This window comes from Hyunsoonleella sp. 2307UL5-6 (genome assembly GCF_047345485.1).
Taxonomy (GTDB): domain Bacteria; phylum Bacteroidota; class Bacteroidia; order Flavobacteriales; family Flavobacteriaceae; genus Jejuia.
Genome location: NZ_JBLFEN010000002.1, coordinates 153,747 through 178,840, shown reverse-complemented (window position 1 = coordinate 178,840; position 25,094 = coordinate 153,747). Strand labels below are relative to the sequence as shown.

Sequence of the window (25,094 nt, the reverse complement as noted above, 5' to 3'; positions counted from 1 at the left end):
AGGATGCCACTGCAATCCCTAACGCACTATCTGCTAGCTTAGTTTTAATGCTATAATTTCGGTATTTTCTGCAAGTTAAACTGTATGCAAGTTTAAGCTCACTTTTTTAATTTATCTAGCACTAGTTAAATCTTGTAGCGCAGTCTTAATATTTTCAAAATTAAATTTAAAATTTTGTTTCAAAAGGCGCTCAGGCACTACATTTCTACTTTTTAAAACAAGCTCAGTTTCAGTACCTATTAGTTTAGCACCTAATTGTAGCATAAATATTGGATGAGAAACACCAAACGGTATATTCAATACATTTCTAAATGTTTTCATTAAAGTAAAATTATCAGTAGGCTTAGGAACGCACAAATTAAAAGCTCCTTTAAGAGTTGTGTTGTTTATTAAAAAAGCTATAGCTCTACAAAAATCTAACTCATGTATCCAACTTACTTTTTGTTGCCTAGACCCTTGTTTTCCACCTAATCCAAATTGTGTTAACTTTTTTAGCGGAATAAAAGCGCCTCCACTTTTGCCAAAAACTATCGATGTTCTTAAAATTATTTTTCTGGTTTTCGGCGTTATTATAGAATTAAAAGCAGCTTCCCAAGCTTTGGCGATATTCATAGAAAAATCATCACCAATGTCTCCATGGGCTTCTGTCATTTCTTTATCTAAAGATCCTTTATAAATGGTTGCTGTTGATGAATTCATCCAGATTTTAGGAGGGTTTTTACAGAGATTAATGGCTAAACCGAGCATATGAGTAGCATCTATTCTAGAATCATAAATTAGCTTTTTATTTTTATCGGTATATCTACAGTCTACTGATTTTCCAGTAAGATTAATAAGCACTTCAGTACCTTCAAGTGATTTTGTCCAAGCCCCTAAATCTTTAGCATTCCAAAGAATGTGGTTGACTTCCGTTGGGTTTCTAGTTAAAATTTTTATTACATATCCTTTTACTGTAAAATAACGTTCTAATATTTTTCCTAAAAACCCTGTTCCACCGGCTATAATTATTGTTTTCATCGTTTTATTATTTAGTACAGGTTATAACATAATATCCAAAGCTTTTCATGTGTAATCCAGAAAGCAATGCATAAAAAGAACCTTTCAGATTATGTAAACTTTCTCTTTTTAAGGTTTTAGTTTTTAAAAGTTTTTGTAGAGTAAACCCAATAATGGCAAATGGCACATGTAAAACGGAAGGCGCAACTTTAAATGAAGCATCTTCAATTTCAATTTTAGTAAAACCTTGTTGTTTCAATTTTTTAATCATATTCTCAATAGTTTCCAATTTTTCTAAACTCCAATGATTACAAAGTTTTTGGTAAGCGTAATGGCTTCCGTAGCACAATTTAGAAGGTTGTTTTTTAAGAAAAGCATCTGCAATTACAAGTTTTCCATTAGGCTTTAAAATTCTAAATGCTTCTGTTATAGACTTACTGCTATGTCCAGAATGACAAAAACTTTCAATAGCTAATGCCGCATCAAAACTGTTTGATGAAAATGAGGTGTTATTATAGTTTTCTTTAAATATAGTACCATTAAAACCGTCTAAGAGTTCATTTCCCTTTTTAGTTTGAAACTCAGATAAGGTTACACCAAAAGCAACAAGATTTTTATTCTTTTTTAATGCATAGCGCATAGTGCCACCCATACCACAGCCTAAATCAGCTAGTGTTTTTTGTTCTCTAGTAATTTCTAATCGCTTAATCACTTGATTATTCATTTCATTAAGCATGGTGTCTCTTTTAAAAACATTAGTTTTAAAAGTAATGAAGTAGCCAAAATGCATATTGAAATCGTTGCTCCAGAATTCGTAATCTTCTGTGGCTTCGTTGTAGAAATCAATCATTTCTATTTTGTTGACTTCTTTTTCTTCGGCGATTGTAATTGTTGCAGATTTCATAGTTTAGTTTTTAATAGTTGAATTGAAAACTTAAATTATATATAAACAGCCAAGTGTAAACCACAGCAAAAAGAGTAAACAATGTATTCATGAAATAACTCCCTATTTTGAAAATAGTTTGTTGAGGTATTTGATACATTGGGTAGTAGGCTATTTGTGTTATTACTTTACCAACCCAATACGCGGCAATTAAACCTGTTAATGCAAGCGCTAAGTTTGAGTGATTCTTTAAATCACTTGGAATTATAATGGCAATTAATCCGAAAGAAAAATTTAACCCTTGTATATATCTGCCATAAGTTTTAGCAATTTCTTGATTTAATGGTTTGAGTTGTTTTACATCATTATACCAGTCAAATACTTTATGACGTATGTAAGGGTAAATTAAAGCTGTGAATATTTGACCACATCCACCAAGGATGATTAACCAATTAGGAATTTGTGTTTTCATTATTTTTAAGTTGTTTTTGTTAGTTTTAAACTTTCAGAAAATATTGAAAGTATGATTTAAATTTTTTTATTTAAATAATTTTAATAAAGATTTATTTATCCAGTTTTGCTCTTGGTTTGCCACTTTATTTAGTAAAGCATCTGCAGTGTCAGCTAAATCATGTAATGCTTTAGTTTGTTTTATAAGCTCCTTTGTTTTTGCTGTACCATCGTTTTTAATAGAACTTACTTCTTTCAATACTTTTATAACGGGTTTAATTTCTCGTCTGCTACGTTCTTTGGCAATATGTCTTGCCAATTCTTGTACATCTTTTTCAGTTGTAAAATACTCTTTGCGCTCTCCAGGTATTAAAGCTTTGGTTACGATGCCCCAATCCATAAGCTGACGCAAATTCATACTTGTGTTCCCTCTTGATATTTTTAACTCTTCCATTATCTCTTCCATAGATAATGGTTTTGTTGCAATAAAAAGTAAAGCTTGTATTTGCGCCATAGCTTTATTAATACCCCAGAGCGTTCCTAAACTACCCCAAGTGCTTATAAATTTTTCTTTTGCGTCTTGATATTCCAAACCTTATTGCTTCATTAGAATACAAATATATAAATAATTTCTAAACTTTCAATAATTATTGAAAGTTTGTTTTATTTCTAAATGAATATGGTCATCATGTCTTACAGCTTTACACCCATGAAACCTAATTTTATTAACTTCTGAAAAACCTAAAGCAGTTTTTAAATAGGGTTCAATAAATATCTTGTTTACCGAGGAGTTAGATATCAATTGTGCAATGAGGATTTTAGTATTTTTTTTATCAAACTTTAAATTGTTTTTAGTACCAAAGGTTATATACTTCGAAAAATCGTAATGCCAGTAGCCTTGTGTTATGCATCTGTTGTATGTTTTGTTTTCGGTACTTACATAAACACCATAACCAGATCTTGAGGGTTTTTTTGAGGTAGGATTATTGTTTTTATCTAAATATAGTAATGAAATATCAATTTTTTTCCATCATTATGACTTAAATGGGGTAGTAAAGGAAAGCCATCAAAAAACGGAAAATTAGCATCAAGGTAAGTTATTGAAATCGCTTTAGAAATAAACAATACGTGGGCAGTATCTTGTAATACAACTTTAAGTTTTGGGTTTACATAATTTCTAAATAAAAGCGGGTAGCACCAATGTATTGGTTTAAGTGTTTTATCAAATACTGGAAGTTTTTCTCGCCCTAACAGTTTTGCAATGGGCGGTATTATAATAAGGTTACATAAAAGATATAATACAGGAAATATGTAACGTTTTTTCTTTTTAATACTTTGTGAAATCCATACACTAAATAACCAAATAAGGCCACCAACTTGAGTTATAAGAGTTAATACGATAAAAAATAAAAGGTGTTTAATCAGTTTTAATAACTTCATAAACACCTTAACGATTAAACTTATAAACTTATTTTAACAAACCTGCACGTCTCAACAACGCCTCAGGTTTTGGCTCTTGCCCTCTAAAACGCTTATATAGCGTCATTGGGTTTTCTGTACCACCTTTGCTTAATACATGATCTTTAAATTTTGTAGCTACAGTTTTATTAAAAACACCTTTAGTTTTAAAATATTCAAAAGCATCAGCATCTAAAACCTCTGCCCATTTATAACTGTAATATCCCGAGGAATACCCACCTTGAAAAATATGCGAAAATGCAGTACTCATACAATTTTCAACAACATCAGGATAGAGTTTTGTGCCTTTAAAAGCATTATTTTCATGTTGTTTTACATCAAAAATTTCAGTAGGGTCTTGTCCGTGCCAACTCATATCCAGCAAACCAAAACTTATTTGGCGTAAGGTTTGCATACCTTCGTGAAAGGTGGCAGATGCTTTAATTTTCTCTACTAAATCCATTGGGATAAGCTCACCAGTTTCATAATGTTTCGCAAACAATGCTAAAGCTTCTTTTTCGTAACACCAATTTTCCATAACTTGACTTGGTAATTCTACAAAATCCCAATATACATTTGTGCCCGATAAGCTAGGGTAGGTAGTGTTAGCTAAAATACCATGAAGTGCATGTCCAAATTCATGAAATAACGTGGTTACTTCATTAAATGTTAATAAAGAAGGTTTCGTTTTTGTGGGTTTGGTAAAATTGCAAACGTTGGATATGTGTGGTCTACTGTTTTCGTTATTTTTTATGTACTGTGATTTATACACCGTCATCCACGCGCCGTTACGTTTTCCGGCTCTTGGGAAAAAATCAGCATAAAAAATAGAAATAAAGTCGCCTTTAGAATTTGTGACTTTATACGTTAATACATCTTCATGGTAGGTATCAATCGTATCAATTTCTTCAAAGTGTAAATCAAATAATTTCTTGGCAATTTTGAATGCACCGTTAATAACGTTTTCTAATTTAAAGTAGGGTTTTAATAACTCATCATCTAAATTAAATAGTTTTTGTTTTAGTTTTTCAGAATAATAGGCACCATCCCATTTTTCAAGGGTATCGATACCATCTAAATCTTTAGCAAAATTTTCAAGCGCTGTAAATTCTCTATGTGCAGCAGGTTTTGCTTTTTCTAATAATTCATTTAAAAATTTAATTACGTTTTCTGGTGTTTCGGCCATACGTTCTTCCAATACAAAATGTGCATGTGTTTTATAGCCTAATAGTTTTGCGCGCTCGTAACGTAATTTTGCGATTTCTAAAACGTTTTTTTGATTGTCAAGGGTATCACCTTTAAACGCTTTTGCTCCAGCAGCGAGAGATAGTTTTTTACGTAATTCTCGGTTATCGGCATAAGTTACAAAAGGGATGTAGCTCGGGTAATCTAAGGTAAATAACCAGCCTTCTTTGTCTTTGCTTTCGGCCAATTGTTTTGCAGCTTCTTTGGTACCATCTGGTAATCCTGATAAATCTGCTTCATTTGTAATAAGCATTTCAAATTTGTTGGTTTCTGCTAGTACGTTTTCACCAAATTTTAATTTTAATTTACTTATTTTTTTATCAATAGCTCTAAGTTGTTCTTTTTTATCTTCAGGAAGATTAGCCCCGTTTCTTGAAAAGCCTTTGTACTTTTTACCAAGAAGTGTTTGTTGCTCCGTTGTTAAATCTAGCTTGTCCTTTAAATTGTAAACTGCTTTTACACGTTTAAATAAATCGTCGTTAAGTGTTATATCATTGCTAAATTCAGAAAGCATTGGAGACACTTCTTGTGCTATTTTTTGAATAGTCTCATTAGTTTCAGCAGAATTCAAATTAAAAAATATACTTGAAATTCTATCAAGTTTTTCTCCCGAAAACTCTAAGGCTTCAATTGTATTCTCAAATGTTGGTGCATTAGTATTGTTTACAATAGCATCAATTTCTGCTTTAGCATCGGCTATCGCATTTTTAAATGCTGGTAAATAATCTTCATTATTAATTTTAGAAAAAGGAGCAGTATTGTAAGGTGTGTTAAAACCGTTTATCGATGAATAATCAATCATTATATGTAAAAAAGTGTTAAATTTTCAATTTGTTATGCATGCATAGTAAATTAAGACTAATTAATTCATACTTTTGCACAGAATTTTTCAGAGGAGTTATCTTTAACTCTTAAGAATTATTGTTAATAGCTAATGAAACCTCGACTTTTGTCGGGGTTTCTCTATTTTAAGGCTCTAGTTTAAATCTTTAGCAGACTCGTTTACTTTTGTTTTAAGTCCTTCTTTGTAGGCCAATACTTTATCTAAAACCGATGTATCATGAGATCCTATGATTTGTGCTGCTAAAATACCAGCATTTTTAGCGCCATTTAAGGCAACAGTTGCTACAGGTACACCTCCTGGCATTTGTAAAATAGAAAGTACAGAATCCCAACCATCAATAGAATTTCTACTTTTTACAGGAACACCAATAACAGGTAAGGGTGATAAAGACGCCACCATTCCTGGTAAATGCGCAGCACCACCAGCGCCAGCAATAATAACAGTAAACCCTTTTGTGTGTGCGTGTTTGCTATAATCAAATAACTTTTCGGGTGTACGATGTGCTGATACAATATCAACCTCTACCTCTATGTCAAAATCTTTTAAGATGTCTATGGCATCTTGCATTACAGGTAAATCGCTTTTACTACCCATAATTACACCTACTTTACTCATAAATTCTAAATTTAATATTCCAAAATCCAAATCATACTAATGGCGTTTGGTATGTGTTTATTGTACTATGATAAACTAATTACTTTTATTGACTTTTTTACATTTTCTGCAACGCGTCTTGCTTCATTTAAATCTTCGTTTACTATCGTTACATGTCCCATTTTTCGAAATGGGCGAGTTTGCTTTTTACCATAAATATGTGGTGTAACACCATCCATAGTCATAATATTTTCTATGTTTTGGTAAACAACATTACCTGTATGTCCTTCTGCACCAACTAAATTTACCATAACACCACCTACTTTGCTATCCGTTCTTCCTAAAGGTAAGTCTAAAATGGCGCGTAAATGTTGTTCAAATTGCGAGGTATAACTTGCTTCAATAGTTTGGTGTCCAGAATTATGAGGTCTTGGTGCTACTTCATTTATTAAAATAGTATCGTCTTCTGTTTGAAACATTTCCACAGCTAATAAACCAACATGATTAAAGGCTTTTGAAACATTTAGAGCTACTTCTCGTGCTTTTTTCGCTATCTCCTCTGAAATTCTAGCAGGACAAATAACATATTCTACTTGGTTTGCCTCTGGGTGAAATTCCATTTCCACCACAGGAAATGTTTTAATAGTACCTGAGGGGTTTCGTGCCACAATTACAGCCAATTCATTTTTAAAAGGCACAAGTGTTTCTGCAATACATTCGCCTTTTGGTAAATTGTCTAAATCTGATAATTGTCGTACTACTTTAACACCATTGCCATCGTATCCAAATTGTGCTGCTTTCCAAACAAATGGTAATGTTAATACGCCATTTGCAAGTGCATCTTCAATTTCCGATAGGTAGGCAAACCTTGTAAAAGGTGCTGTAGGTAATGCATTATCAATATAAAATAATTTTTGAGTCGCTTTGTTTTGAATGGTACGCAAAGTGTCAGAAGATGGATATACCTTTATACCTTTTTCTTCAAGAGCCTCTAGCGCATCAACATTTACATTTTCTATTTCAATCGTTAAAACATCAACGTTTTTACCAAAGTTGTACACTATATCATAATCCATCAAATTGCCCATGGAAAATTCATTACATGCCGTTTTACATACGGCTTCTTTGTTGGCACCCAATACGCAAGTATATATATCAAACTTTCGCGTGTTATACAAAAGCATTTTGCCTAATTGCCCACCACCTATAATGCCTAATTTAAAATCTGAAGAAAAATAATTCATTACTAACTTTTATAAATACAAGTTAAAGATGCACAAAAATACATTTAAATATATAATTTGATTCTAAACCTGAATCAAAAAAATGGGTAATACTTAATCTATTGACTATCTTTGCGTTTTTCAAACTAAATTAAAGTGATAAAACTTCACGACAAATATTTTAAACCATTTATTTCGGCTCAAGAGATTGAGGCAGCACTTGATAGTATGGTTTCTAAAATAGCTAATGATTTAGGCGATGAAATACCTGTATTTGTGGGGATTTTAAATGGATCGTTTATGTTAACAAGCGATTTTGTAAAAAAATACCCAAAACCTTGTGAGGTTACCTTTATTAAATTAGCATCATACGAAGGAGTAAAATCTAGTGAAGATATTCAAAGACTGATAGGTTTAACTCAAGATTTAACCGGAAGAACTGTAGTAATTTTAGAAGATATAATTGATACAGGACAAACCTTAGCAGAAGTACATCGCATTTTTAAAAATGAAAAGGTTAAAACCTTAAAAATAGCCACGCTTTTTTACAAACCAGAAGCCTACAAAAAAGACTTTAAATTACATTATATAGGTATAGAAATTCCCAATAAATTTATTGTAGGCTATGGCTTAGACTATGATAATTTAGGAAGAGATTTACCAGAAGTATATCAACTAAAAGAAACGCAACACATGACCAATTTAGTACTATTTGGCCCTCCAGGAGCAGGAAAAGGCACGCAAGCCAATTTTTTAAAGGAAAAGTATAACCTTGTACATATTTCTACAGGAGATGTTTTTAGATACAATATTAAAAATGAAACTGCTTTAGGCATGCTAGCCAAATCTTATATAGATAAAGGAGCTTTAGTACCAGACCAAGTTACTATTGATATGCTTAATGCTGAGGTAGAAAAAAACGCCGATGCTAATGGTTTTATTTTTGATGGTTTTCCAAGAACAAATGCGCAAGCCGATGCTTTAGATCAATTAATGGATGAAAAAGATTCTCAAATAAATGCTATGATAGCTCTTGAGGTAGACGATGAAATTTTGGTACAGCGTTTGCTAGAAAGAGGCAAAACTAGTGGGCGAGCAGATGATGCTGATGAAGCCGTAATTAGAAACCGTATTAAAGTATATTACAGCGAAACAGCTATTTTAAAAGACTATTACACAGCACAAGATAAATACTTTGGTGTAGATGGTGTTGGCAGTATTGCTGATATTACTGAGCGTTTAAGTAAAGTAATTGATGCCCTTTAATTGCAACTTATAGGTGTTTAGAGCTATGTAAACACCACCCAATTTTGTAGTGCTACAACAACAAATACACAAAAACAATGACAGAAGGCAACTTCGTTGATTACGTAAAAATGTATGTTTCCTCTGGTAAAGGCGGTCAAGGTTCTGCACACCTACATCGCGAAAAATATATTACTAAAGGCGGACCAGATGGTGGTGATGGTGGCCGTGGTGGCCATGTAATTATTCGTGGTAATTCTAACCTTTGGACACTGTTGCACTTAAAATTTAAAAAACACATACGTGCAGGCCATGGTGGTAACGGTAGTAAAAGTAGAAGCACAGGAGCCGATGGTGAAGATTTTTATCTGGATGTACCTTTAGGCACCGTAGTGCGAGACACAGAAACCAATACTATTCTTTTTGAAATTACAAAAGAGGGCGAAGAAAAAATTGTAGCAGAAGGCGGTAAAGGTGGTTTAGGGAATTGGCATTTTAAATCGTCAACCAATCAAACCCCACGTTACGCTCAACCAGGTTTACCCATAGAAGAAAAGTACATTACTATGGAGCTTAAAGTACTGGCAGATGTTGGTTTGGTAGGTTTCCCAAATGCAGGAAAATCCACATTACTTTCAGTAATTACATCTGCGAAACCTAAAATTGCAGATTATGAATTTACCACACTAAAACCCAATTTAGGCATAGTAGAATATCGCGATTTTCAAACCTTTGTAATGGCAGATATTCCAGGTATTATAGAGGGTGCAGCCGAAGGTAAAGGCTTAGGGCATTACTTTTTACGCCATATAGAACGTAACTCTATTTTGCTATTTCTAATTCCAGCAGATGCCGATGATATTAAAAAGCAATACGATATTTTATTAGACGAGCTCCGTCGTTACAATCCAGAAATGTTGGATAAAGAGCGTTTAGTCGCCATTTCAAAAAGTGATATGCTAGATGAAGAGTTAAAGGCAGAACTAAATGCGGAACTCGATGGCGAATTACCTATTCCGTATTTGTTTATTTCTTCCGTTGCACAGCAAGGTATCACACAGCTTAAAGACAAGCTTTGGGGTATGTTGAATAGTTAGGGCGTTACCCTCCTAAGGTCGGGTCGGGCTTTCACTACTCAATCCCTCCTACGTCGGGGATTTCAAACATGCCGTTCAATCCCTAACGCGGGCTTTTTTGCTAAATTCAGTACTATTTTATAAAATTTCTGTTGTTTTTGAGAGGTTCGTTTAACGGTCTCGGCTATGATTAGTTGCGGTTTGAAATCTGTAGGATTTCTCGCCAGACACCTAAATTAATTAATTTGCGGAGATTTTCCTGTGGAAAATCCTTAGCAATTAATTATAGGCATTGTTAGCATTTTTGGTGAAGCATCTGAGTAAGCACAGGCTCTTTACGCAGATTACATAACGATTAGGAACAGATTCCATTTCGATTACGCGACGATTGCGCAGATCGGAAGGCACGTAGCACGCAAATCCATTAACACGAACAAGCTAAAAAGTCCATTTGCGCAACAGTTGCGTTGTGCAATGTCCATTTGTGAATAGAATCTATACTTTCTAAGCTGAATTTTAAGCGTTCTTAATGGGTTGAAAAATTTTCTTCTGAACCATTAATGCTAACGTGTTATCGGATATACGTCCGTTGTAATGACTTATATCCGAAGTTAAACGAAGGTAGTCGAAAATATTTACAAAGTCAAGTATCTGCAAAATCATAGTCATCTCAACTATACCTTCATTAAAACCGCAATTTCATCCAATCTACAATTTGCTTTAATACATCTTCAGAAAACGTTTCTTCAATAGTTTTATACTCACTAATTGCACCAGTAGTACAGGTTTGGAACAAATGATTTAAACCCTCCAACGTTTTGATAGTAACGTCTGTATTTCCAGAAACCATTAAAGCTTTTTCAATCTCAGGTAAATTAACTTCAGGTAATACTTGCACATCTTTGCTGCCATTCAATACTAAAATGGGGCATTTGGTTTTTTCTAAATAATCTTTCGGGTCAGTTCTTATAAAGGCTAATAGCCATTTAGATTCTAATATTTTAAATTGCTGTTCTATTAAAACAGGCGTAATAGCTGGCGATACTACCGACATTGGGTGATGCGCCTTAAAATCATTTAAACCATTTTTTATTTTAGTTTTTATAGTGTCTGTATGTTTATGGTTTTTAATAACATCATAAATAATAGTAGTTAGTTTTTCGTTCTCATCCAACATTATGTCTGGAGTACCACGTAATGCCATCATTTTTCGAGATTGTGTTTGTAAAACTTTACCACCGTCTACACCTGTTCCTGCTAACATTACTATAAAAGCTACATCAGTATTTGTTGCTGCAACTATAGGAGCAATTAATCCGCCTTCACTATGGCCAATTAATCCTATTTTGCTGGTATTAATATCCTGTCTCTGTTTTAAGAAGTTAATAGCGGCAGTTACATCACTTGCAAAATCAAACGAGGTTGCGGTTTTAAAATTACCTTCAGATTTAGCAACACCTCTATCATCATATCGTAATACCGCAATACCATGATTGGTTAAATAATCTGATATTACCAAAAATGGTTTATGATGAAACGGTTTAAGGTAAGCATTACGATTTTGAGGGCCAGAACCACTTATTAATATAGCTACAGGAGGATTTTTAACATGTTTTGGTAGGGTGAGCGTGCCTGATAATTTAATGCTATCGGCATCACTATTTATAAAACTTACAGTCTCCATACTGTATCTAAAAGGTGCTTTAGGTTCTTGATATCGAGTAGTTTGCGCTAAACTTATATTGTGATAAAAACAAAAAAATATAACGTAGTAATATGCTAGTTTATTCATTGTGTTATTTAATCTATGCGTAAAGGCATAATTTTTGATTAAATTTATTCAAAAAATAAATACTATGCAGCGATTTCTAGTAATACTATTATTATTTTCATTTATGTCATGCGCCCCAATTTACGTTAACTACGATTACGATAAGGCAGTAGACTTTTCAAAATATAAAACCTATCAATATTTTGGTGATATGGAAACAGGCTTGAGCGAATTGGATACAAAACGATTATTGGATGCGATGGATGCTAAATTAAAAGCTAACGGTTTTTTAATTTCAGAAAATGCAGATTTTTTAATAGATATTAAAAGTACTGATTTTCGCAATGCACAACGCGAAACTGTTGGCGTTGGCGTTGGCGGAGGTGGTGTAGGTGTTGGTGGCGGTATTTCTATAGGTTTACCTATTGGACAAGCAAAAATGACTAGAGAAATTATTTTTGATTTCGTTGATGCTAGTAACAAGCAGTTGTTTTGGCAAGCTAAGAGTGAGGCGGGTTTTAACCCAAATGCTAAGCCTTTAAAACGAGAGGAACGTTTTGTTGCTATTGTAGAAAAAGTGTTTAAAAAGTATCCAACACTTAACCCATAAATTTTATAATTAAACTAACAGTTTTAATACTAGTTTCTCTTTTGTGTTTTGTAGTTTTACTAAAATTGTAAAACTATGGAAGCAATAGAAAATAAAGTCGCATTAATTACGGGAGGCTCCAAAGGTATTGGTTACGGTGTCGCACAATCTTTACTAGAAAAAGGTGTACATGTAGCGGTAACGAGTAGGAGTAAGGCGGCTGCCACTGCAGCAGCAGATAACTTAAATTCTAATACCAATACACAAGCCAAAGCTATTGGTATAGTTGCAGATGTTAGAGATTTTGAAAGCCAAGAAAAAGCTGTAAAAACGGTAATAGACACTTATGGGCAATTAGATATAATTATTGCTAACGCAGGTTTAGGTAAGTTTGGGTCTATCGAAAACTTAGCAATAGAGGACTGGAATGCTGTGATTGATACTAATTTAACTGGTGTATTTTACTCTATAAAGGCAGGTGTAGCAGCACTTAAAAAATCTAAAGGGTATTTTATATCGATTTCTAGTTTGGCTGGTACTAATTTTTTTGCTGGTGGTGCAGCGTATAACGCTAGTAAATTTGGTGTTACGGGATTTACCCAAGCGGTGATGCTAGATTTAAGACAGCATGGTGTAAAAGTAAGTACTATAATGCCCGGATCTGTTTCAACGTATTTTAATGGTAATGAACCTGCTGAAAAAGACGCTTGGAAAATACAGATTGAAGATATTGGTAAACTGGTGGTGGATCTTTTAGAAATGCATCCAAGAACATTACCTAGTAAAATTGAGGTACGCCCAACAACACCGCCTTCAAAATAATGGGTTTAGTTTTTAATTATTTTTCTACTTGTTAAAAAAGTATTACTAGTATAGAAATTGGCAATATAAATTCCCGAACTAAAAGTACTGATATCAACTTCAGTAGCTTCTAAGTTAGAAATGTTTAGTGACTTTAATTGTTTTCCGTCTACGCTTGTAATTCTTACTTGTAAATTGGTTGTGGTATTACTTTCAAACTTAAAATTTAGCGTAGTTTGTGTAGGGTTTGGGTACAACGAAATGTTATAGGTGTTTGATTGCGCGTTGAGGTCTTTAATACTTAATGCATCAAAATTAATAGTCCAAGTCACCGTATTTACATGAATAGTATCATGGTTAACAACTCTAAGCATTGGACTATCGTCTGTAATAATACTTGTTAGCGTATTTGTACCATCAATTAAATCTGTCTCACTAAGAGAAACTACGTCAACATCAGTATTAATAATAGTCCCGTTTAAAGTCCAAGTACTTTTTAAGGTATTGGGATTGGGTTTTAGTAACGATAATTGAAAATCTAACGGATACGTTGGGTTTTCTACAGGTGCATCATTGTTTGGCGTATAGTTGTCTATTGGCGATACTAAATCGTGAATTTTTTCTATCATACCTTCTTTACAAACAGCACAAAAAGGGCGACCCAAATAGCGCATTTTACAATTTTGATGAGGTCTATTCCATGTAGCTGCTTCACCTGAAGTACCGTAAGGGTAGATGTTTATGCCATCATCACTAAGCCAGTTTTTCCATTTAATTGTATTTGGGTCAGATGTTTTAGTAGCATTAATATCTTCTCGTAATCGTCCGTCTCCCGGGTAGTATTCATCTAATAAATTAAAAAGAGAGTGTCCTAATTCGTGTATAGCAATTTCATTGGCACTTGTTGCCATAGATGATAATGGGAATTGACCACCACTGCCTCCATAAACCGTTGAATTTACTAAAATTAAAGCTTGGTCGTAAGCTGGAAAATTATCAGATAAAACAGAAATAATCTTTACCCGAGCTGCGTTTGAATCTGGCCAATCTATACCATAAAATAATAGTCTATGAAAACCAAAACCATCAAAAGTAGTATTAAAATAAGTATCTACATTTTTAATAGGTGTAAGAGGTTCAGTAACATCTGTGCCTGTTGCGGGATGGTCTGCTCCACTTTCGTTTGAAGGTACTTTTATGGCATATACATTAAAATAATCGCTGTATTCTAAAAATGGAGATTGACTAAATAATTCGGTGCTAAAACTGGTAGCATCTGTAACAAATTGATCCAATTCACTAGCTTGATACCCATCACCAAGTATCACAAGGTTTATACGTTTATCTTCAGCTCCAGCTAGTTTTATAGTTTCAACATCAAAAACTTGTGCAGTACTAATTTGACTAAAAATGAGCCATATTAAACATCTAAAGTACTGTTTCATAATTCACTTACTTTAGTTAGTATTAGCGGTTTTTTAGAACCTAAGCTATTGTTTATAGCAATAAATTTGGTTTCAGGATACAATTGTAATCTAACGAAAAACTCAGTACTGTCAAGAGCCATATTTACTACTTTAAAGTTTTTTGTTTCATCTACATACTCTACAGTTTTTAGTAGTGGGTTTTTAATTAATAGTTGAGATATTGTAGCTGAAGTCGCATCTAGTTGTAAACATAATAAATCTCCAGGATCACCTTTATCAACTAAAATTTTCTTTTGATTTTTTAATTTTCCGTTTACTTTTTTAGAGCTTATAAATTGGATGGTATTAGAGCCTGTATTGTTTTTTTTGATAGCGTAGTTTAAAAACACAATTTTAGGTGTCTGCTCAACTTTAGAAGTGTCTTTAGAGGTTGATACAGCTTTATTTGAGCCACAAGAATATGATATCAAGAAAATTAAGGCCATTACTAGTAGGTTATAAAAAATATTGATTTTAGGGTGTTTGTAATTCATGTCTTTTAGGGGTTAAAATACATTAATACATGTGTAAAGATAAGAAATAAAAAATGAGACTATATAAACCTCTTTATATTGACTATCTGAGTAATATTGAATTTTTACTCTTGTAACTATTTCGCATAGAAATATTTGAAGAATATAAATTAAGATGAAACGATATTGCATTTACAGAAACACTAATTAAGACGATTGCTAAAAGGGTTCTAAACTTATTTAGAAATATAATTGAACTAGTAACAATTCTATCATACCAACTAACATAAGTGTTTTAGAGTTAATTAATACGCCAAAGTATGCGCTAGCCTCACTAGATAATTCAAATGGATGTATACAACATAAAAACTTTTGAGTTCATAATCTTATTTATCACTGCTGTACTTTGAAAATATAGAGATTTAAATTTAAGTTCTAATTGTTATTTTGTAGTTAAGGTATTATTTAGATTAATGAATCAATTACCCTTTATACCGTTTAAGTAAAAGATTTTACCATTCATCATATTCTAGCTTTATGTAGTGTGTATATAAAATACATTTACGGCATCAATCATCAATCAAAAAACGAATATAGTTATGGTAAATTTAGTCAAAGTTTTAATTAATATTCTTGTTAACATAGTAGATATACTAATACATCTAATAAATTAAACTATTATGAGCGCAATAAAAAATGTAAGTCACAAAACAGCAATTTTGGTAATATTGTTAATAATAAGCTCTTGTAAGGAGCTTGTAAAACAAGATAAAACGAGAATAACTACAACTTCGAACGTATCATTAGATAGCATTACTAGTGAGATAGAACGTTTTTATAATAAAAATGTTTTTAATGGGTTTGCAGTATCTATAGTTGATACTACAGGAATATTATACAATAAAGGTTTTGGATACGCTGATGTATCAAAACAGAAAAAGTATACTGAAAATACAGTAATTAATATTGCATCGATTTCCAAAGTATTTATAGCTGCTGCACTTTTAAAAGCAGTGGAGCTAAACGTTATTAATTTAGATGATCCTATAAATACATATTTGCCATTTAAGGTCGTAAATCCCAACTATCCAAATGAATTAATAACTGTTAGGCAATTAGCTACTCATACCAGTTCTATAGTAGATACTGATATTTATATGCAAACATGTTATGTAAATAAAGATGATATTCCTATTAGTGATAGTCTAAAACGGTACGAACTATATTATCAAAATCCGTCAAAAAACTGGATGACGTTAGCTGAGTATCTAAGAAAAGTTTTAAAAAAAGATGACGCATTTTATAATGTATCTACATTTGCAAAAAGAAAACCTGGAGTGCTTAGAGAGTATAGTAATATAGGTGCAGCGTTATGTGCCTTAGTAATTGAGTATGCAACCAATACACCATTTTTCGAATTCACTAAAAAGCATATATTCAATCCTTTACGAATGACTTCAACCACTTGGTTTTTTGATGAAGCTGATAGTGCTAATTATTCAAAATTATATTACGATGATTACGAATTACCGTATTACCAAATTCTATCTTATCCTGATGGGGGACTTATAACATCAAGTACAGACTTAAGTAAATTTCTAATAGAATTAATCAAAGGTTATTCTGCAAATGGGAGTATTTTAAATGCTAATAGTTACAATGAGTTTTTTAAATCTCAACTAGACAATAATAGTTTAGGAGGTAAAGAAAACTTTAATGTAGGACTATTTATAGATAAAGAATTAGCTTATAACGTTATTGGACATACCGGTGGAGATCCAGGAACAAATACAATGATGTTTTTTAATACAGAAGAGGCAAAAGGAAGAATCTTTATTACAAATACAGATTCTAAAAAAGAAAACTCTATTGAAACTATGTGGAATATTTGGGATGCTCTAAAAAAATAAGAAATCATTATTAATAGTTGGTGGCAAAAAAATTAGGATTAGTATTTACGTATATTTAGCAACTATTAAACATCATACATATTTGTGTTGTAAAAGTTATACATGAAATTATCATTAAATAAATATTACATCGTATTTGGCGTCGTTGGTTGGGTTATTTTATTTACAACTACGCTAGCAATACCAAAAATTTTCATAAGGTCTGACGATTTAGAATATTCGTTAAAATTATATTTCTGGGCCGAAAGTGTTCTATGCGGTGTATTTGCTTTTTTTTGTAGTTATATTATATCATTATTTATTGATTACAAACTTCATATTTCAAATTTAAAGCAAAATATATGGAAGCTTGTCTTAGTATTTGTTGGAGTTCAATTATTATATACTTTAATAATATGGCCAATTTTAGATATCGCAGGCTTACAAATTAAAGGCACAAACACTACGGTTACATTTAAGGGTAAAATATATAATATGTTTTATTTTATGACTTTGTTTTTTGTATGGTTCTTTGTGTTTTTAACAATAAAAATTTATCATCAATTAAAAACAGTTAACTTAAAACAAATACAATTAGAAAATAATTTAAAAGAGTCTCAATTAAATACGCTTAAAGGTCAAATCAATCCACATTTCATGTTTAATAGCTTAAATAATATTCGAGGCCTAATTTTAGAGGATGTTGATAAGGCAAGAGTTATGCTCACTAGTTTATCTGAAACTCTTCGCTATTCATTAACCAAAAGCGATTCTAATTCTATAGCTTTAGAAGATGAATTAGAAATGATTGAAAACTATGTAGCGATCTCTAAAATTCAATTTGAAGATAGACTTACTTTTATAAAGAAGATTGACGATGTGTGTTTAAATATTAAAATTCCACCAATGATTATTCAGATGTTGGTAGAAAATGCCATAAAACATGGTATTTCAAATATAAAGGAAGGTGGTACGGTTTGTCTTAGCACTCATGTAAAAGATAATCAATTACAAATAATAGTCTCTAATTCAGGCCACCTAAGTCAAAATAAAAATGGAACGCAGTTAGGTGTTCAAAATATTAAAAGACGTCTTAATTTGCTTTATGGTGAAACTTCAACATTTAATTTAGAAGCACAGGATAACGCGGTAGTAGCCACTATAAAAATTCCATTGCAATGATACTATTAAAGTCCATTATAGTTGAAGATTCGCGTTTAGCTCGTAATGAGTTAAAAGAACTTATAAAAGTGCATAAAGAAATAGAATTAGTAGGCGAAGCAGCTAATGTAGATGATGGTTATACACTAATTATAGAAACAAAACCTGATCTATTATTTTTAGATATTAATATGCCTGAGAAAGATGGCTTTGAGCTTTTAGAAATGTTAGATGAAGTACCAATAGTTATATTTACTACAGCATTTGATGAATACGCTATTAAATCTTTTGAATACAATGCATTTGATTATTTATTAAAACCCATAAATCTAAAACGATTCTCTCAAAGTATTAAAAAGGTAATTGAAAATACTAGAGGTAATGAGTTATCTAAAGTTGAAAATGAAAATACTTTGGGTTTAGATAAACAAATTTTTATTAAAGATGGTGAGAAATGTTGGCTAGTAAAAATACAAGATATTTCTATGTTTGAAATAGTTGGAAATTATACTCGCGTGTTTTTTGAAAATAATAAACCTTTAATTTATAAATCTCTTGCACAAATAGAAGAAAAATTACCAAAAGATGTGTTTTTTAGAGCAAATAGACAGCAAATTATTAATATCAATCATGTAAAAAAAGTAGTATCATGGTTTAATGGAAAGTTTAAAATAGAAATGAATTCTGGAGAAGAAATTGAAATCTCCAGAAGGCAATCCTATATTTTTAAAGAGCAGTTAAGTTTTTAGTCTACCAGAATTCTATTACCCTCACTATGACTACTAAACTCTGGCGCATACATACTTTGTATCGTTGTAATACCATTACTCATATTTCCAGCATTATTTACACGTAAATCGTATTCAAAAACATAAACACCTTTAGGTAGATAATCAAAAAAGAAGTTGGTAGCCGCATCTTTAGTGCTTTCATAATAACCTAAACCATCTTGCCATTTGTAGTTGCTGATTATATTAACGGGTTCTAAACCAGAGGCGCGCATATCTTTCATGTGCAAGAATTCCATGTTTCTATCGCTACGTAATTCTATGCGAACCCTAAGTAAATCACCAACTTTTAAATGTGTTTTGTTAGTAATTTCTGAAATTTCTTCACCATGAGCTGTATTAGTTTTTAAAAAGATGTTTTTCTTCAAACTTAAAGGTGTTTCTGCTGAGGTAATTTTATCTAAATCTTCAAAGTATTGCCAATACAAGCTGCCCCAAGCAATACCTTTCCCTTTTTTAGTAATATTGACTTCTCCCATTTCTGGTGTAATTTCAGATGATGACCACGAAGTTTTATAATACCCAGTACCAGCTTCTACTTTTACATCTTCTAGTTTTGAAGGCGTAATTTGCTGTCCGCCTATACTCACATCAACCATATCAGTAACCGATAGCCAATCGCTACCTTGCAATAAAAGCGCATAAACCGCCTCGGTAGTTGCTTTGGTAGTTTTCCATTTATTGGTTTGTTTGTTTTTAAGTAACCAAATTTTTAGATTGTCAATAGTTTCAAGATTATTCGCTTCTTTCTGAATGACATTACCTGCCTCACTAAAAGCTTCAATCAAGAGCGCTTGAGTCTCAATAGGTGCCTGGTACCAATACCACGAATTCGTATTAGCTTTCCAATACATGCCCAATTCTTCAGTAGTAATACTTGTTTCCTGTAACGAATTCAGGATTTTAGCGGTTGTACCATTATCATTATTTCTGTATGAAATTAGTGCCATCATTCCTTTGGCATACAACGAACGTTTTAACCAATACTTCTGGATTTGAGATTGGTAATATGCCATAATTTCCTCTACTTTTTTTGAGGTTGAAATCTCAGGAAAAAAGCTTCGCATGTATAGATAATGCAATTGTATATGACTTAAATGATCTTTATTTAAATCTACTTTGGCATTGTATTTCCTAATGTCGTTGTAAGTTTTGATGAATTCAGCATCTAAATAATTGATGGCTTTTGAAATCATTTGAGATTCTTCACTATCGCTCTTAATGACATTTAACTGTTTTAAGTGTCCAAAACCAGCAATAATATGCTGTGTGATATATCGGTTTTCGCGCCCGCCATTAAACCAAGACCACGCGCCAGATGGCACTTGATTACTTCGTAATTTATTTATGGCAGACTGCAACTCGCTATTCATTTTATTCAAATCGAAAAGTAAGGAGATACGTTTTTTCTGTTCCGTTTCACTTTGAGCATCTCTCAGCCAAGGTGTTTCTTGTATTAAAATTGATTTAAGTGCTTTGTTTTTTTCTAAGTTAGAAAGCAATGCATCGGTACCTCGCCATTGCCTAAATACCTCTTGAATTCTAGGGTTTGAATTCGCAATATGGCGCGCTAAAGCATTGGCATAATACCTTGAAAATGTTTGCTCATTACACTCATACGGGTATTCCATTAAGTAGGGTAGTGCTTGTACTGCATACCATGCAGGGTTTGAGGTCATCTCTAAAGTCAACTTGTGCTGTTTTAGCGTCGTTGAGGTGTTGGTTTTTAGTTTATCTAAAGTAAAGCTTCTGGTCTGGTTACTTTTTACCCACATAGGTAAGGTTTCAGTCACTAACATTCTGTTTGAAAGTACGGGAAGTGCATTTTGCTCACCATCACTAAAATCTCCAGCTTTTGCGACAATTTTATATTGAACAGCCTGTACATCTTCAGGAATGGTTAAATTCCATGATACTTGGGTGTTGCCAGAAGCTGCAACAGTAAAAGAAGAAGCCTCCTCTAACTCTCCCGAAGAGGGAGAACTGAGCAACTTTGCGGAAATATCTTTTCCTGAAATGGCATCTGTTAAAATTAATTGTGCTTGTCCAGAAAGTGCTTTGTCGGTAAGGTTTGAAATTTTTGTACTTATTGTAATGGCATCACCTTCACGTAAAAATCGTGGTGCGTTTGGTGTCACCATCAATTCTTTTTGCGTTACTGTAGTTAACGTTTTTGTGGCACTTTCTAAAGTTTTAGTATGTGATACTAATTGTAATTTCCATTGGGTTAAGGCCTCTGGTGTGGTAAAACTGAAACTAATGTTGCCTTCGGTATCTGTTTTTAATTGTGGAAAGAAAAAGGCGGTTTCTTGAAGATTTTTACGGATTTTGATGTTGTTGAAGTTTGGTTTTTCTATTGCTACATTTTCAGAATTTGATAAAGGTGATGCGTTTAGCTTTTTGTCTTTGTTAAAGCCTTCAGTTTTTTTTCTGTATGCAGGTTCTAAAGATTCTTCTTCTCTTACATCAACATCATCAACTATTTGCTCAACTCCAGCTACTCGACTACTTAATTTGGAAATACTATAATATTCAGTAGATCTAACGTTATATTTATTCCCAAAATAAAGCCCAAACCAATTAAACCGGTCATAATTTTGGTGTTTATAATTTGCTCTAAATCTATCGTGATATACTGTAAAAGCGTTAGTTCCAAAACTTAAATTCGCAGTTGTTTGACTACTAATATTATAACTAGGATTGTATATAGGATTAAAATGCCATTGATGAGGTTTAAACTGATCTAAAGATGCATCATACATACTTGCCAATAGTTCAGCACTTACTTTTTCACCTTTTGGGCCTTTAATTTTAAATTGCCAAGTTTCGTCTGTTCCTGGTTGTAACTTATCTCTAAAGGTTAGTGTTTCAATCTCTAACTCTGTTTTTGTATACGGAACAGCTATAATTTCAGTACCATTTTGAAAACTATTAAAGGCCGCAAAACTGTAACGTACTGCAAAACCGCCCAAATCTTTTTCAGTAACAGGAACACTAATTACTCTTTTGTTATTGTTTAGTGTAATAATCTCCTTTTTGATGCTCTTTTTGTCTTTTTCAATAGCAATGGTGACTGCAATATTTTTTGCTGTAGAACCAATAGTAATTTGAGCAACATCACCAATAGCATACGTTGGTTTATCAGTTGTAATGCTGAATAACTGTTGGTCTGCTAAGGTGTCGTCGTTATCACTATAAAGTGTTGTTCTCACTTCGTCTTTTACCAATTGCCCAAATTTATCTTTACTCTCTAAAGTGATAACATACGTTCCAGAAGCCCATTTTTTTAGCTTTCCAAGTGGTATTAGTTTTGATATTTCTGTATTAAAAGAGGTTTCAAAAACTAAAGTGCCTTTTTTCCAATGTATCGCATCATATTCTTGTGTATACGCTTCAAACGGAAACCGATTTTTAAAATCAGTTTTAGACAATGCTTGATAATCTGGAGCTGCCCAAGGGCGAGGTCTTAACGTTGCTTTGGGTGCCACTAATTTATGTATTTTAATAGTGCCTTTTGCTGGCGTAAATTCCCCATTTAAGTTTTTCGTATCAATAGTTAAAACATGGTCTTTGTTGGTTTTATCTAATCGATCTGCAATATTTAAATGTGCCAGTAGTGCGTGATATCCAACGCTTATAAGTGTAGAAGTACTTCTGGTTTCACCATTTATATCGGTAACATCAGCAGTAACTTCATATTTAAACACTGGAAGATTGGTTTTATCTGTAGCTTCATCTGGTAAGGCTTTAAAGGTAATTTTAAAATTTCCAGAAGCGTCAGTTGTAGTTTCGCCATAAGTAATTTCTTGAGGAGCGCTTTTTGTGTAAGAACGGTACCAAGAATACCACCGCGGGTATTCTACCTTACGAAGAACACGGTACTCAACTTTGGCATCGGTAATAGTACTGCCAGCATACGCTAAAGCATTGCCTGTTATGGTAACAGAATCGTTAATTTTAAACGTTTCTTTTACTGGGTTAAATTTAGCTTCAAACTTGGGGCGTTTATATTCTTCTACAGAAAAATACTGTGTTTCAACTAATGTTTTGTTAGGGTCTTCCGATTTCATTTGGATGAAAAATTGACCATTTAATCCACCGCTTGGTAAAATAAATTCCCCTGAAATTGAACCAAATGCATTGGTAACACCTTGCAATGTTTTAAGTTTTTCTCCATTAACGTTATGTAAAGAAACATTTATGTTTTGTTGTTGTAAAACTTCAGATTTCCCTTCATCAGTTTTTATGGCAATACCTTTAAAATATAAAGTTTGACCAGGCCTATAAATACTTCTATCAGTAAATAAAAAACCGTTATATGTTGTTTTTTGAACTCTATCCTTATAGAGTCTATTAATATAAGATTCTCCAAAATAGGCAACTTCATTATGGTGTTCTACTTTTAATTGTACATCTCTATACCATAAAATATCTTTTTTAATTACCACTTCACCTAAAGCATTTGTAGTGTATGTTTTAGTTTCCCTTTTTCGGATACGTTCTGGAAAATAAGATACTTCAATATTAGCATTAGTAATAGCAGCACCATTATTTCTATCTATAATTTGAAATTTAGTGGCACTTGGTGTTTCAGTTTCTACCACCGCCATATTTGTAACCTGTACATGAGCAAAAGCAAAATTAGTTTCAGGATTTTTAGCTTTTGAAGCTACTATCAAATATCTGCCATTATCTAATTTTGGTAACACTAATTCTGTAGCATGTTGTTGATAATCGCCTTCATTTTTTAATGCACTCTCCCAAGTTTTAATCGCTTTTAATGTCTTAATAAAAGTCCACTGCTCATCTTGACGATATGTTTTGTTAAATGCCTTGTATTGGCGCTCAGATATGGCGTAGACATTAAAATTTAAGGCATTAAAGTTTTTGTAATTTACTAAAATAAGTGCTTCTTTTTTAACTGGTAAAAACGCCTCTATTCTTAAACGTAAAGCAGGTTGTTTGATTTGTGATTGTAGAATTTTACATTTTTCAGCAGCAATACTTTTTGGGTATTTAGTAATTACAGCATTACAAATATCTGCTGCATCTTTAGCTTTCCATTGTGGTGTTTCATTCTTTTTAGGAATATATTTTAAACTTTGATTATAATACGTCTGTGCAATTTCAAAATCATACAATCCAGAAACTTCATGTCCTTTTAATCTATCACTTTCAGATTTTAAAGCTGTTAATAATACATCATCCTTATCATCAAAGGTAGCATGTTTGTGTACAAATTTTAAGCGTTCAATATTTACATTTGCTAATGCAAAAGGGTTTTCATCTTTTAAATGAAATCGTATTAGGTTTTTATAAATTTCTAAAGTATTTAATTGAAGTGATGTCGTGTCCTTCGATTCAATATTTAAAATTGAAAACGGTTCAGCATCCCCTAAATATTTAGGGGTATCAATTTCAAACTTATAAGTAGGCTTGGTAATATTTGTTTCGCTAGTTTTATAAAAATCTAATGCATTATGCGCTAAAAAATCAAAAAGTGTAGGTCTAATTAATTTAGAATTTTTTTGTTCATTTAATAGTGCATTATAGTTTTCAAGTGGTTCCATTTGAAGTAATAAGCCACTTTCTAAAGAATTCTGAAAGTGTAAATGTACTTCATCAAACAGCGTTTGTAAATCCCAGGTTCTAAAATCTGCTACGTCTATTTTTTTAGATGTTTTAGTACGATTGTAAAACTTGTATCTATTCTGCTGAAAATATTGCCAGTACAAGTTTGCTAAAATACTTTCGAGTATATTTTTAGAAGGGAATTCGCTTTTAGCAATTTCAGTTTTAAAATTAGTTATAATCTTAAGTTGCGCATCTTCTTCCAAAACCAAGGCGTATTTACTTTTAAATAACATGGTTTTTATTATTTGCGCACTATTGTTATCTTTTTTAGCGTTTAGCGCAATACGTTCTACAACTTCTAAAGCAGATTTGGGTAATCCCTTTTTTTCAAAATCATCCACTGCTTTCCAAGAACTCTCATAACTATTGTTTTGAGCTTCGGTAAGATTAGAAAATAGGAGAATCATAAATAATAAAATCGTTTTTTTTGCTAACGCTAAATTCATTTCAATGTATTTTATGTCTCTAAACTATATTCAAAAGCTATTCCAAAAAACAATAAATGGGT

Annotated in this window: 19 protein-coding genes; 7 read left to right on the top strand and 12 right to left on the bottom strand. The window is 32.4% G+C overall.

Annotated elements, in window-relative coordinates; translation table 11 throughout:
* Positions 1–111 precede the first annotated feature (111 nt).
* The 8 genes from ACKGJY_RS04255 to ACKGJY_RS04220 all read right to left on the bottom strand — a co-directional run bounded on the left by ACKGJY_RS04255 (position 112) and on the right by ACKGJY_RS04220 (position 7,714).
* Complete coding sequence (locus ACKGJY_RS04255) at positions 112–1,017, bottom strand: TIGR01777 family oxidoreductase (protein WP_413972612.1); 906 nt, start codon at positions 1,015–1,017, stop codon at positions 112–114.
* A 7-nt stretch (positions 1,018–1,024) separates the two neighbouring features.
* Positions 1,025–1,900, bottom strand: coding sequence for a class I SAM-dependent methyltransferase (locus ACKGJY_RS04250; RefSeq protein WP_413972611.1), 876 nt, complete (start codon positions 1,898–1,900; stop codon positions 1,025–1,027).
* A 10-nt stretch (positions 1,901–1,910) separates the two neighbouring features.
* A complete protein-coding gene (locus ACKGJY_RS04245; protein ID WP_413972610.1) occupies positions 1,911–2,351 on the bottom strand; it encodes a hypothetical protein in 441 nt (146 codons plus the stop codon).
* Positions 2,352–2,417: 66 nt separating this feature from the next.
* Positions 2,418–2,921: a GbsR/MarR family transcriptional regulator gene (locus ACKGJY_RS04240; protein WP_413972609.1), complete on the bottom strand. Its 504-nt coding sequence runs from the start codon at positions 2,919–2,921 to the stop codon at positions 2,418–2,420.
* Positions 2,922–3,325: 404 nt separating this feature from the next.
* The gene (locus tag ACKGJY_RS04235; protein ID WP_413972608.1) at positions 3,326–3,769 is read right to left on the bottom strand and encodes a hypothetical protein; all 444 of its coding nucleotides are present in this window, start codon (positions 3,767–3,769) and stop codon (positions 3,326–3,328) included.
* Between the two features lie 28 nt (positions 3,770–3,797).
* Entirely contained in the window at positions 3,798–5,834 is a 2,037-nt protein-coding gene (locus ACKGJY_RS04230) for a M3 family metallopeptidase (RefSeq protein WP_413972607.1), read from the bottom strand.
* Between the two features lie 174 nt (positions 5,835–6,008).
* Positions 6,009–6,491 carry a 5-(carboxyamino)imidazole ribonucleotide mutase gene (purE, locus tag ACKGJY_RS04225; RefSeq protein ID WP_413972606.1) on the bottom strand — a complete coding sequence of 161 codons (483 nt, stop codon included), beginning with the start codon at positions 6,489–6,491 and terminating at the stop codon, positions 6,009–6,011.
* A 65-nt stretch (positions 6,492–6,556) separates the two neighbouring features.
* On the bottom strand, positions 6,557–7,714 hold the full coding sequence (locus tag ACKGJY_RS04220) for a 5-(carboxyamino)imidazole ribonucleotide synthase (protein ID WP_413972605.1): 1,158 nt from the start codon (positions 7,712–7,714) through the stop codon (positions 6,557–6,559).
* A gap of 135 nt (positions 7,715–7,849) precedes the next feature.
* On the opposite strand from ACKGJY_RS04220, the gene ACKGJY_RS04215 reads away from it, so the two are divergent.
* Positions 7,850–8,959, top strand: a complete 1,110-nt coding sequence (locus ACKGJY_RS04215; protein ID WP_413972604.1) for an adenylate kinase — start codon at positions 7,850–7,852, stop codon at positions 8,957–8,959.
* Positions 8,960–9,036: 77 nt separating this feature from the next.
* On the top strand, positions 9,037–10,035 hold the full coding sequence (obgE, locus tag ACKGJY_RS04210) for a GTPase ObgE (RefSeq protein WP_413972603.1): 999 nt from the start codon (positions 9,037–9,039) through the stop codon (positions 10,033–10,035).
* Positions 10,036–10,699: 664 nt separating this feature from the next.
* On the opposite strand, the gene ACKGJY_RS04205 is transcribed toward obgE, so the two are convergent.
* Positions 10,700–11,806 (bottom strand): alpha/beta hydrolase family protein, encoded by a 1,107-nt coding sequence (locus ACKGJY_RS04205; RefSeq protein WP_413972602.1) that lies wholly within the window; start codon positions 11,804–11,806, stop codon positions 10,700–10,702.
* 64 nt (positions 11,807–11,870) lie between these two features.
* Here ACKGJY_RS04205 and ACKGJY_RS04200 point away from each other — a divergent pair, with 64 nt between their 5' ends.
* A complete protein-coding gene (locus ACKGJY_RS04200) occupies positions 11,871–12,395 on the top strand; it encodes a DUF4136 domain-containing protein (protein WP_413972601.1) in 525 nt (174 codons plus the stop codon).
* Between the two features lie 75 nt (positions 12,396–12,470).
* On the top strand, positions 12,471–13,196 hold the full coding sequence (locus ACKGJY_RS04195; protein WP_413972600.1) for an SDR family oxidoreductase: 726 nt from the start codon (positions 12,471–12,473) through the stop codon (positions 13,194–13,196).
* 5 nt (positions 13,197–13,201) lie between these two features.
* Here ACKGJY_RS04195 and ACKGJY_RS04190 read toward each other — a convergent pair whose 3' ends face one another.
* A complete protein-coding gene (locus ACKGJY_RS04190) occupies positions 13,202–14,620 on the bottom strand; it encodes a M64 family metallopeptidase (protein WP_413972599.1) in 1,419 nt (472 codons plus the stop codon).
* The gene (locus ACKGJY_RS04185) at positions 14,617–15,135 is read right to left on the bottom strand and encodes a hypothetical protein (RefSeq protein WP_413972598.1); all 519 of its coding nucleotides are present in this window, start codon (positions 15,133–15,135) and stop codon (positions 14,617–14,619) included. Before ACKGJY_RS04185 ends, ACKGJY_RS04190 begins: the two co-directional genes overlap by 4 nt.
* Before the next feature lie 659 nt (positions 15,136–15,794).
* Between ACKGJY_RS04185 and ACKGJY_RS04180 the strand changes: the two genes are divergently transcribed.
* The 3 genes from ACKGJY_RS04180 (at position 15,795) to ACKGJY_RS04170 (ending at position 18,913) form a co-directional block, all read left to right on the top strand.
* A complete protein-coding gene (locus ACKGJY_RS04180; protein ID WP_413972597.1) occupies positions 15,795–17,024 on the top strand; it encodes a serine hydrolase domain-containing protein in 1,230 nt (409 codons plus the stop codon).
* 102 nt (positions 17,025–17,126) lie between these two features.
* Complete coding sequence (locus ACKGJY_RS04175) at positions 17,127–18,185, top strand: sensor histidine kinase (RefSeq protein WP_413972596.1); 1,059 nt, start codon at positions 17,127–17,129, stop codon at positions 18,183–18,185.
* Complete coding sequence (locus ACKGJY_RS04170; RefSeq protein WP_413972595.1) at positions 18,182–18,913, top strand: LytR/AlgR family response regulator transcription factor; 732 nt, start codon at positions 18,182–18,184, stop codon at positions 18,911–18,913. Before ACKGJY_RS04175 ends, ACKGJY_RS04170 begins: the two co-directional genes overlap by 4 nt.
* On the opposite strand, the gene ACKGJY_RS04165 is transcribed toward ACKGJY_RS04170, so the two are convergent.
* Complete coding sequence (locus tag ACKGJY_RS04165) at positions 18,910–25,032, bottom strand: alpha-2-macroglobulin family protein (protein ID WP_413972594.1); 6,123 nt, start codon at positions 25,030–25,032, stop codon at positions 18,910–18,912. The two genes, ACKGJY_RS04170 and ACKGJY_RS04165, sit on opposite strands and share 4 nt — an antisense overlap.
* Positions 25,033–25,094: the final 62 nt, after the last annotated feature.

What these genes read in the sequence shown, in the direction of transcription:
- ACKGJY_RS04255 (WP_413972612.1), bottom strand. Translation starts at nt 1,017, where the DNA reads ATGAAAACAATAATTATAGCCGGTGGAACAGGGTTTTTAGGAAAAATA.
- ACKGJY_RS04250 (WP_413972611.1), bottom strand. Translation starts at nt 1,900, where the DNA reads ATGAAATCTGCAACAATTACAATCGCCGAAGAAAAAGAAGTCAACAAA.
- ACKGJY_RS04245 (WP_413972610.1), bottom strand. Translation starts at nt 2,351, where the DNA reads ATGAAAACACAAATTCCTAATTGGTTAATCATCCTTGGTGGATGTGGT.
- ACKGJY_RS04235 (WP_413972608.1), bottom strand. Translation starts at nt 3,769, where the DNA reads ATGAAGTTATTAAAACTGATTAAACACCTTTTATTTTTTATCGTATTA.
- ACKGJY_RS04230 (WP_413972607.1), bottom strand. Translation starts at nt 5,834, where the DNA reads ATGATTGATTATTCATCGATAAACGGTTTTAACACACCTTACAATACT.
- purE (WP_413972606.1), bottom strand. Translation starts at nt 6,491, where the DNA reads ATGAGTAAAGTAGGTGTAATTATGGGTAGTAAAAGCGATTTACCTGTA.
- ACKGJY_RS04220 (WP_413972605.1), bottom strand. Translation starts at nt 7,714, where the DNA reads ATGAATTATTTTTCTTCAGATTTTAAATTAGGCATTATAGGTGGTGGG.
- obgE (WP_413972603.1), top strand. Translation starts at nt 9,037, where the DNA reads ATGACAGAAGGCAACTTCGTTGATTACGTAAAAATGTATGTTTCCTCT.
- ACKGJY_RS04205 (WP_413972602.1), bottom strand. Translation starts at nt 11,806, where the DNA reads ATGAATAAACTAGCATATTACTACGTTATATTTTTTTGTTTTTATCAC.
- ACKGJY_RS04200 (WP_413972601.1), top strand. Translation starts at nt 11,871, where the DNA reads ATGCAGCGATTTCTAGTAATACTATTATTATTTTCATTTATGTCATGC.
- ACKGJY_RS04195 (WP_413972600.1), top strand. Translation starts at nt 12,471, where the DNA reads ATGGAAGCAATAGAAAATAAAGTCGCATTAATTACGGGAGGCTCCAAA.
- ACKGJY_RS04190 (WP_413972599.1), bottom strand. Translation starts at nt 14,620, where the DNA reads ATGAAACAGTACTTTAGATGTTTAATATGGCTCATTTTTAGTCAAATT.
- ACKGJY_RS04185 (WP_413972598.1), bottom strand. Translation starts at nt 15,135, where the DNA reads ATGAATTACAAACACCCTAAAATCAATATTTTTTATAACCTACTAGTA.
- ACKGJY_RS04180 (WP_413972597.1), top strand. Translation starts at nt 15,795, where the DNA reads ATGAGCGCAATAAAAAATGTAAGTCACAAAACAGCAATTTTGGTAATA.
- ACKGJY_RS04175 (WP_413972596.1), top strand. Translation starts at nt 17,127, where the DNA reads ATGAAATTATCATTAAATAAATATTACATCGTATTTGGCGTCGTTGGT.
- ACKGJY_RS04170 (WP_413972595.1), top strand. Translation starts at nt 18,182, where the DNA reads ATGATACTATTAAAGTCCATTATAGTTGAAGATTCGCGTTTAGCTCGT.
- ACKGJY_RS04165 (WP_413972594.1), bottom strand. Translation starts at nt 25,032, where the DNA reads ATGAATTTAGCGTTAGCAAAAAAAACGATTTTATTATTTATGATTCTC.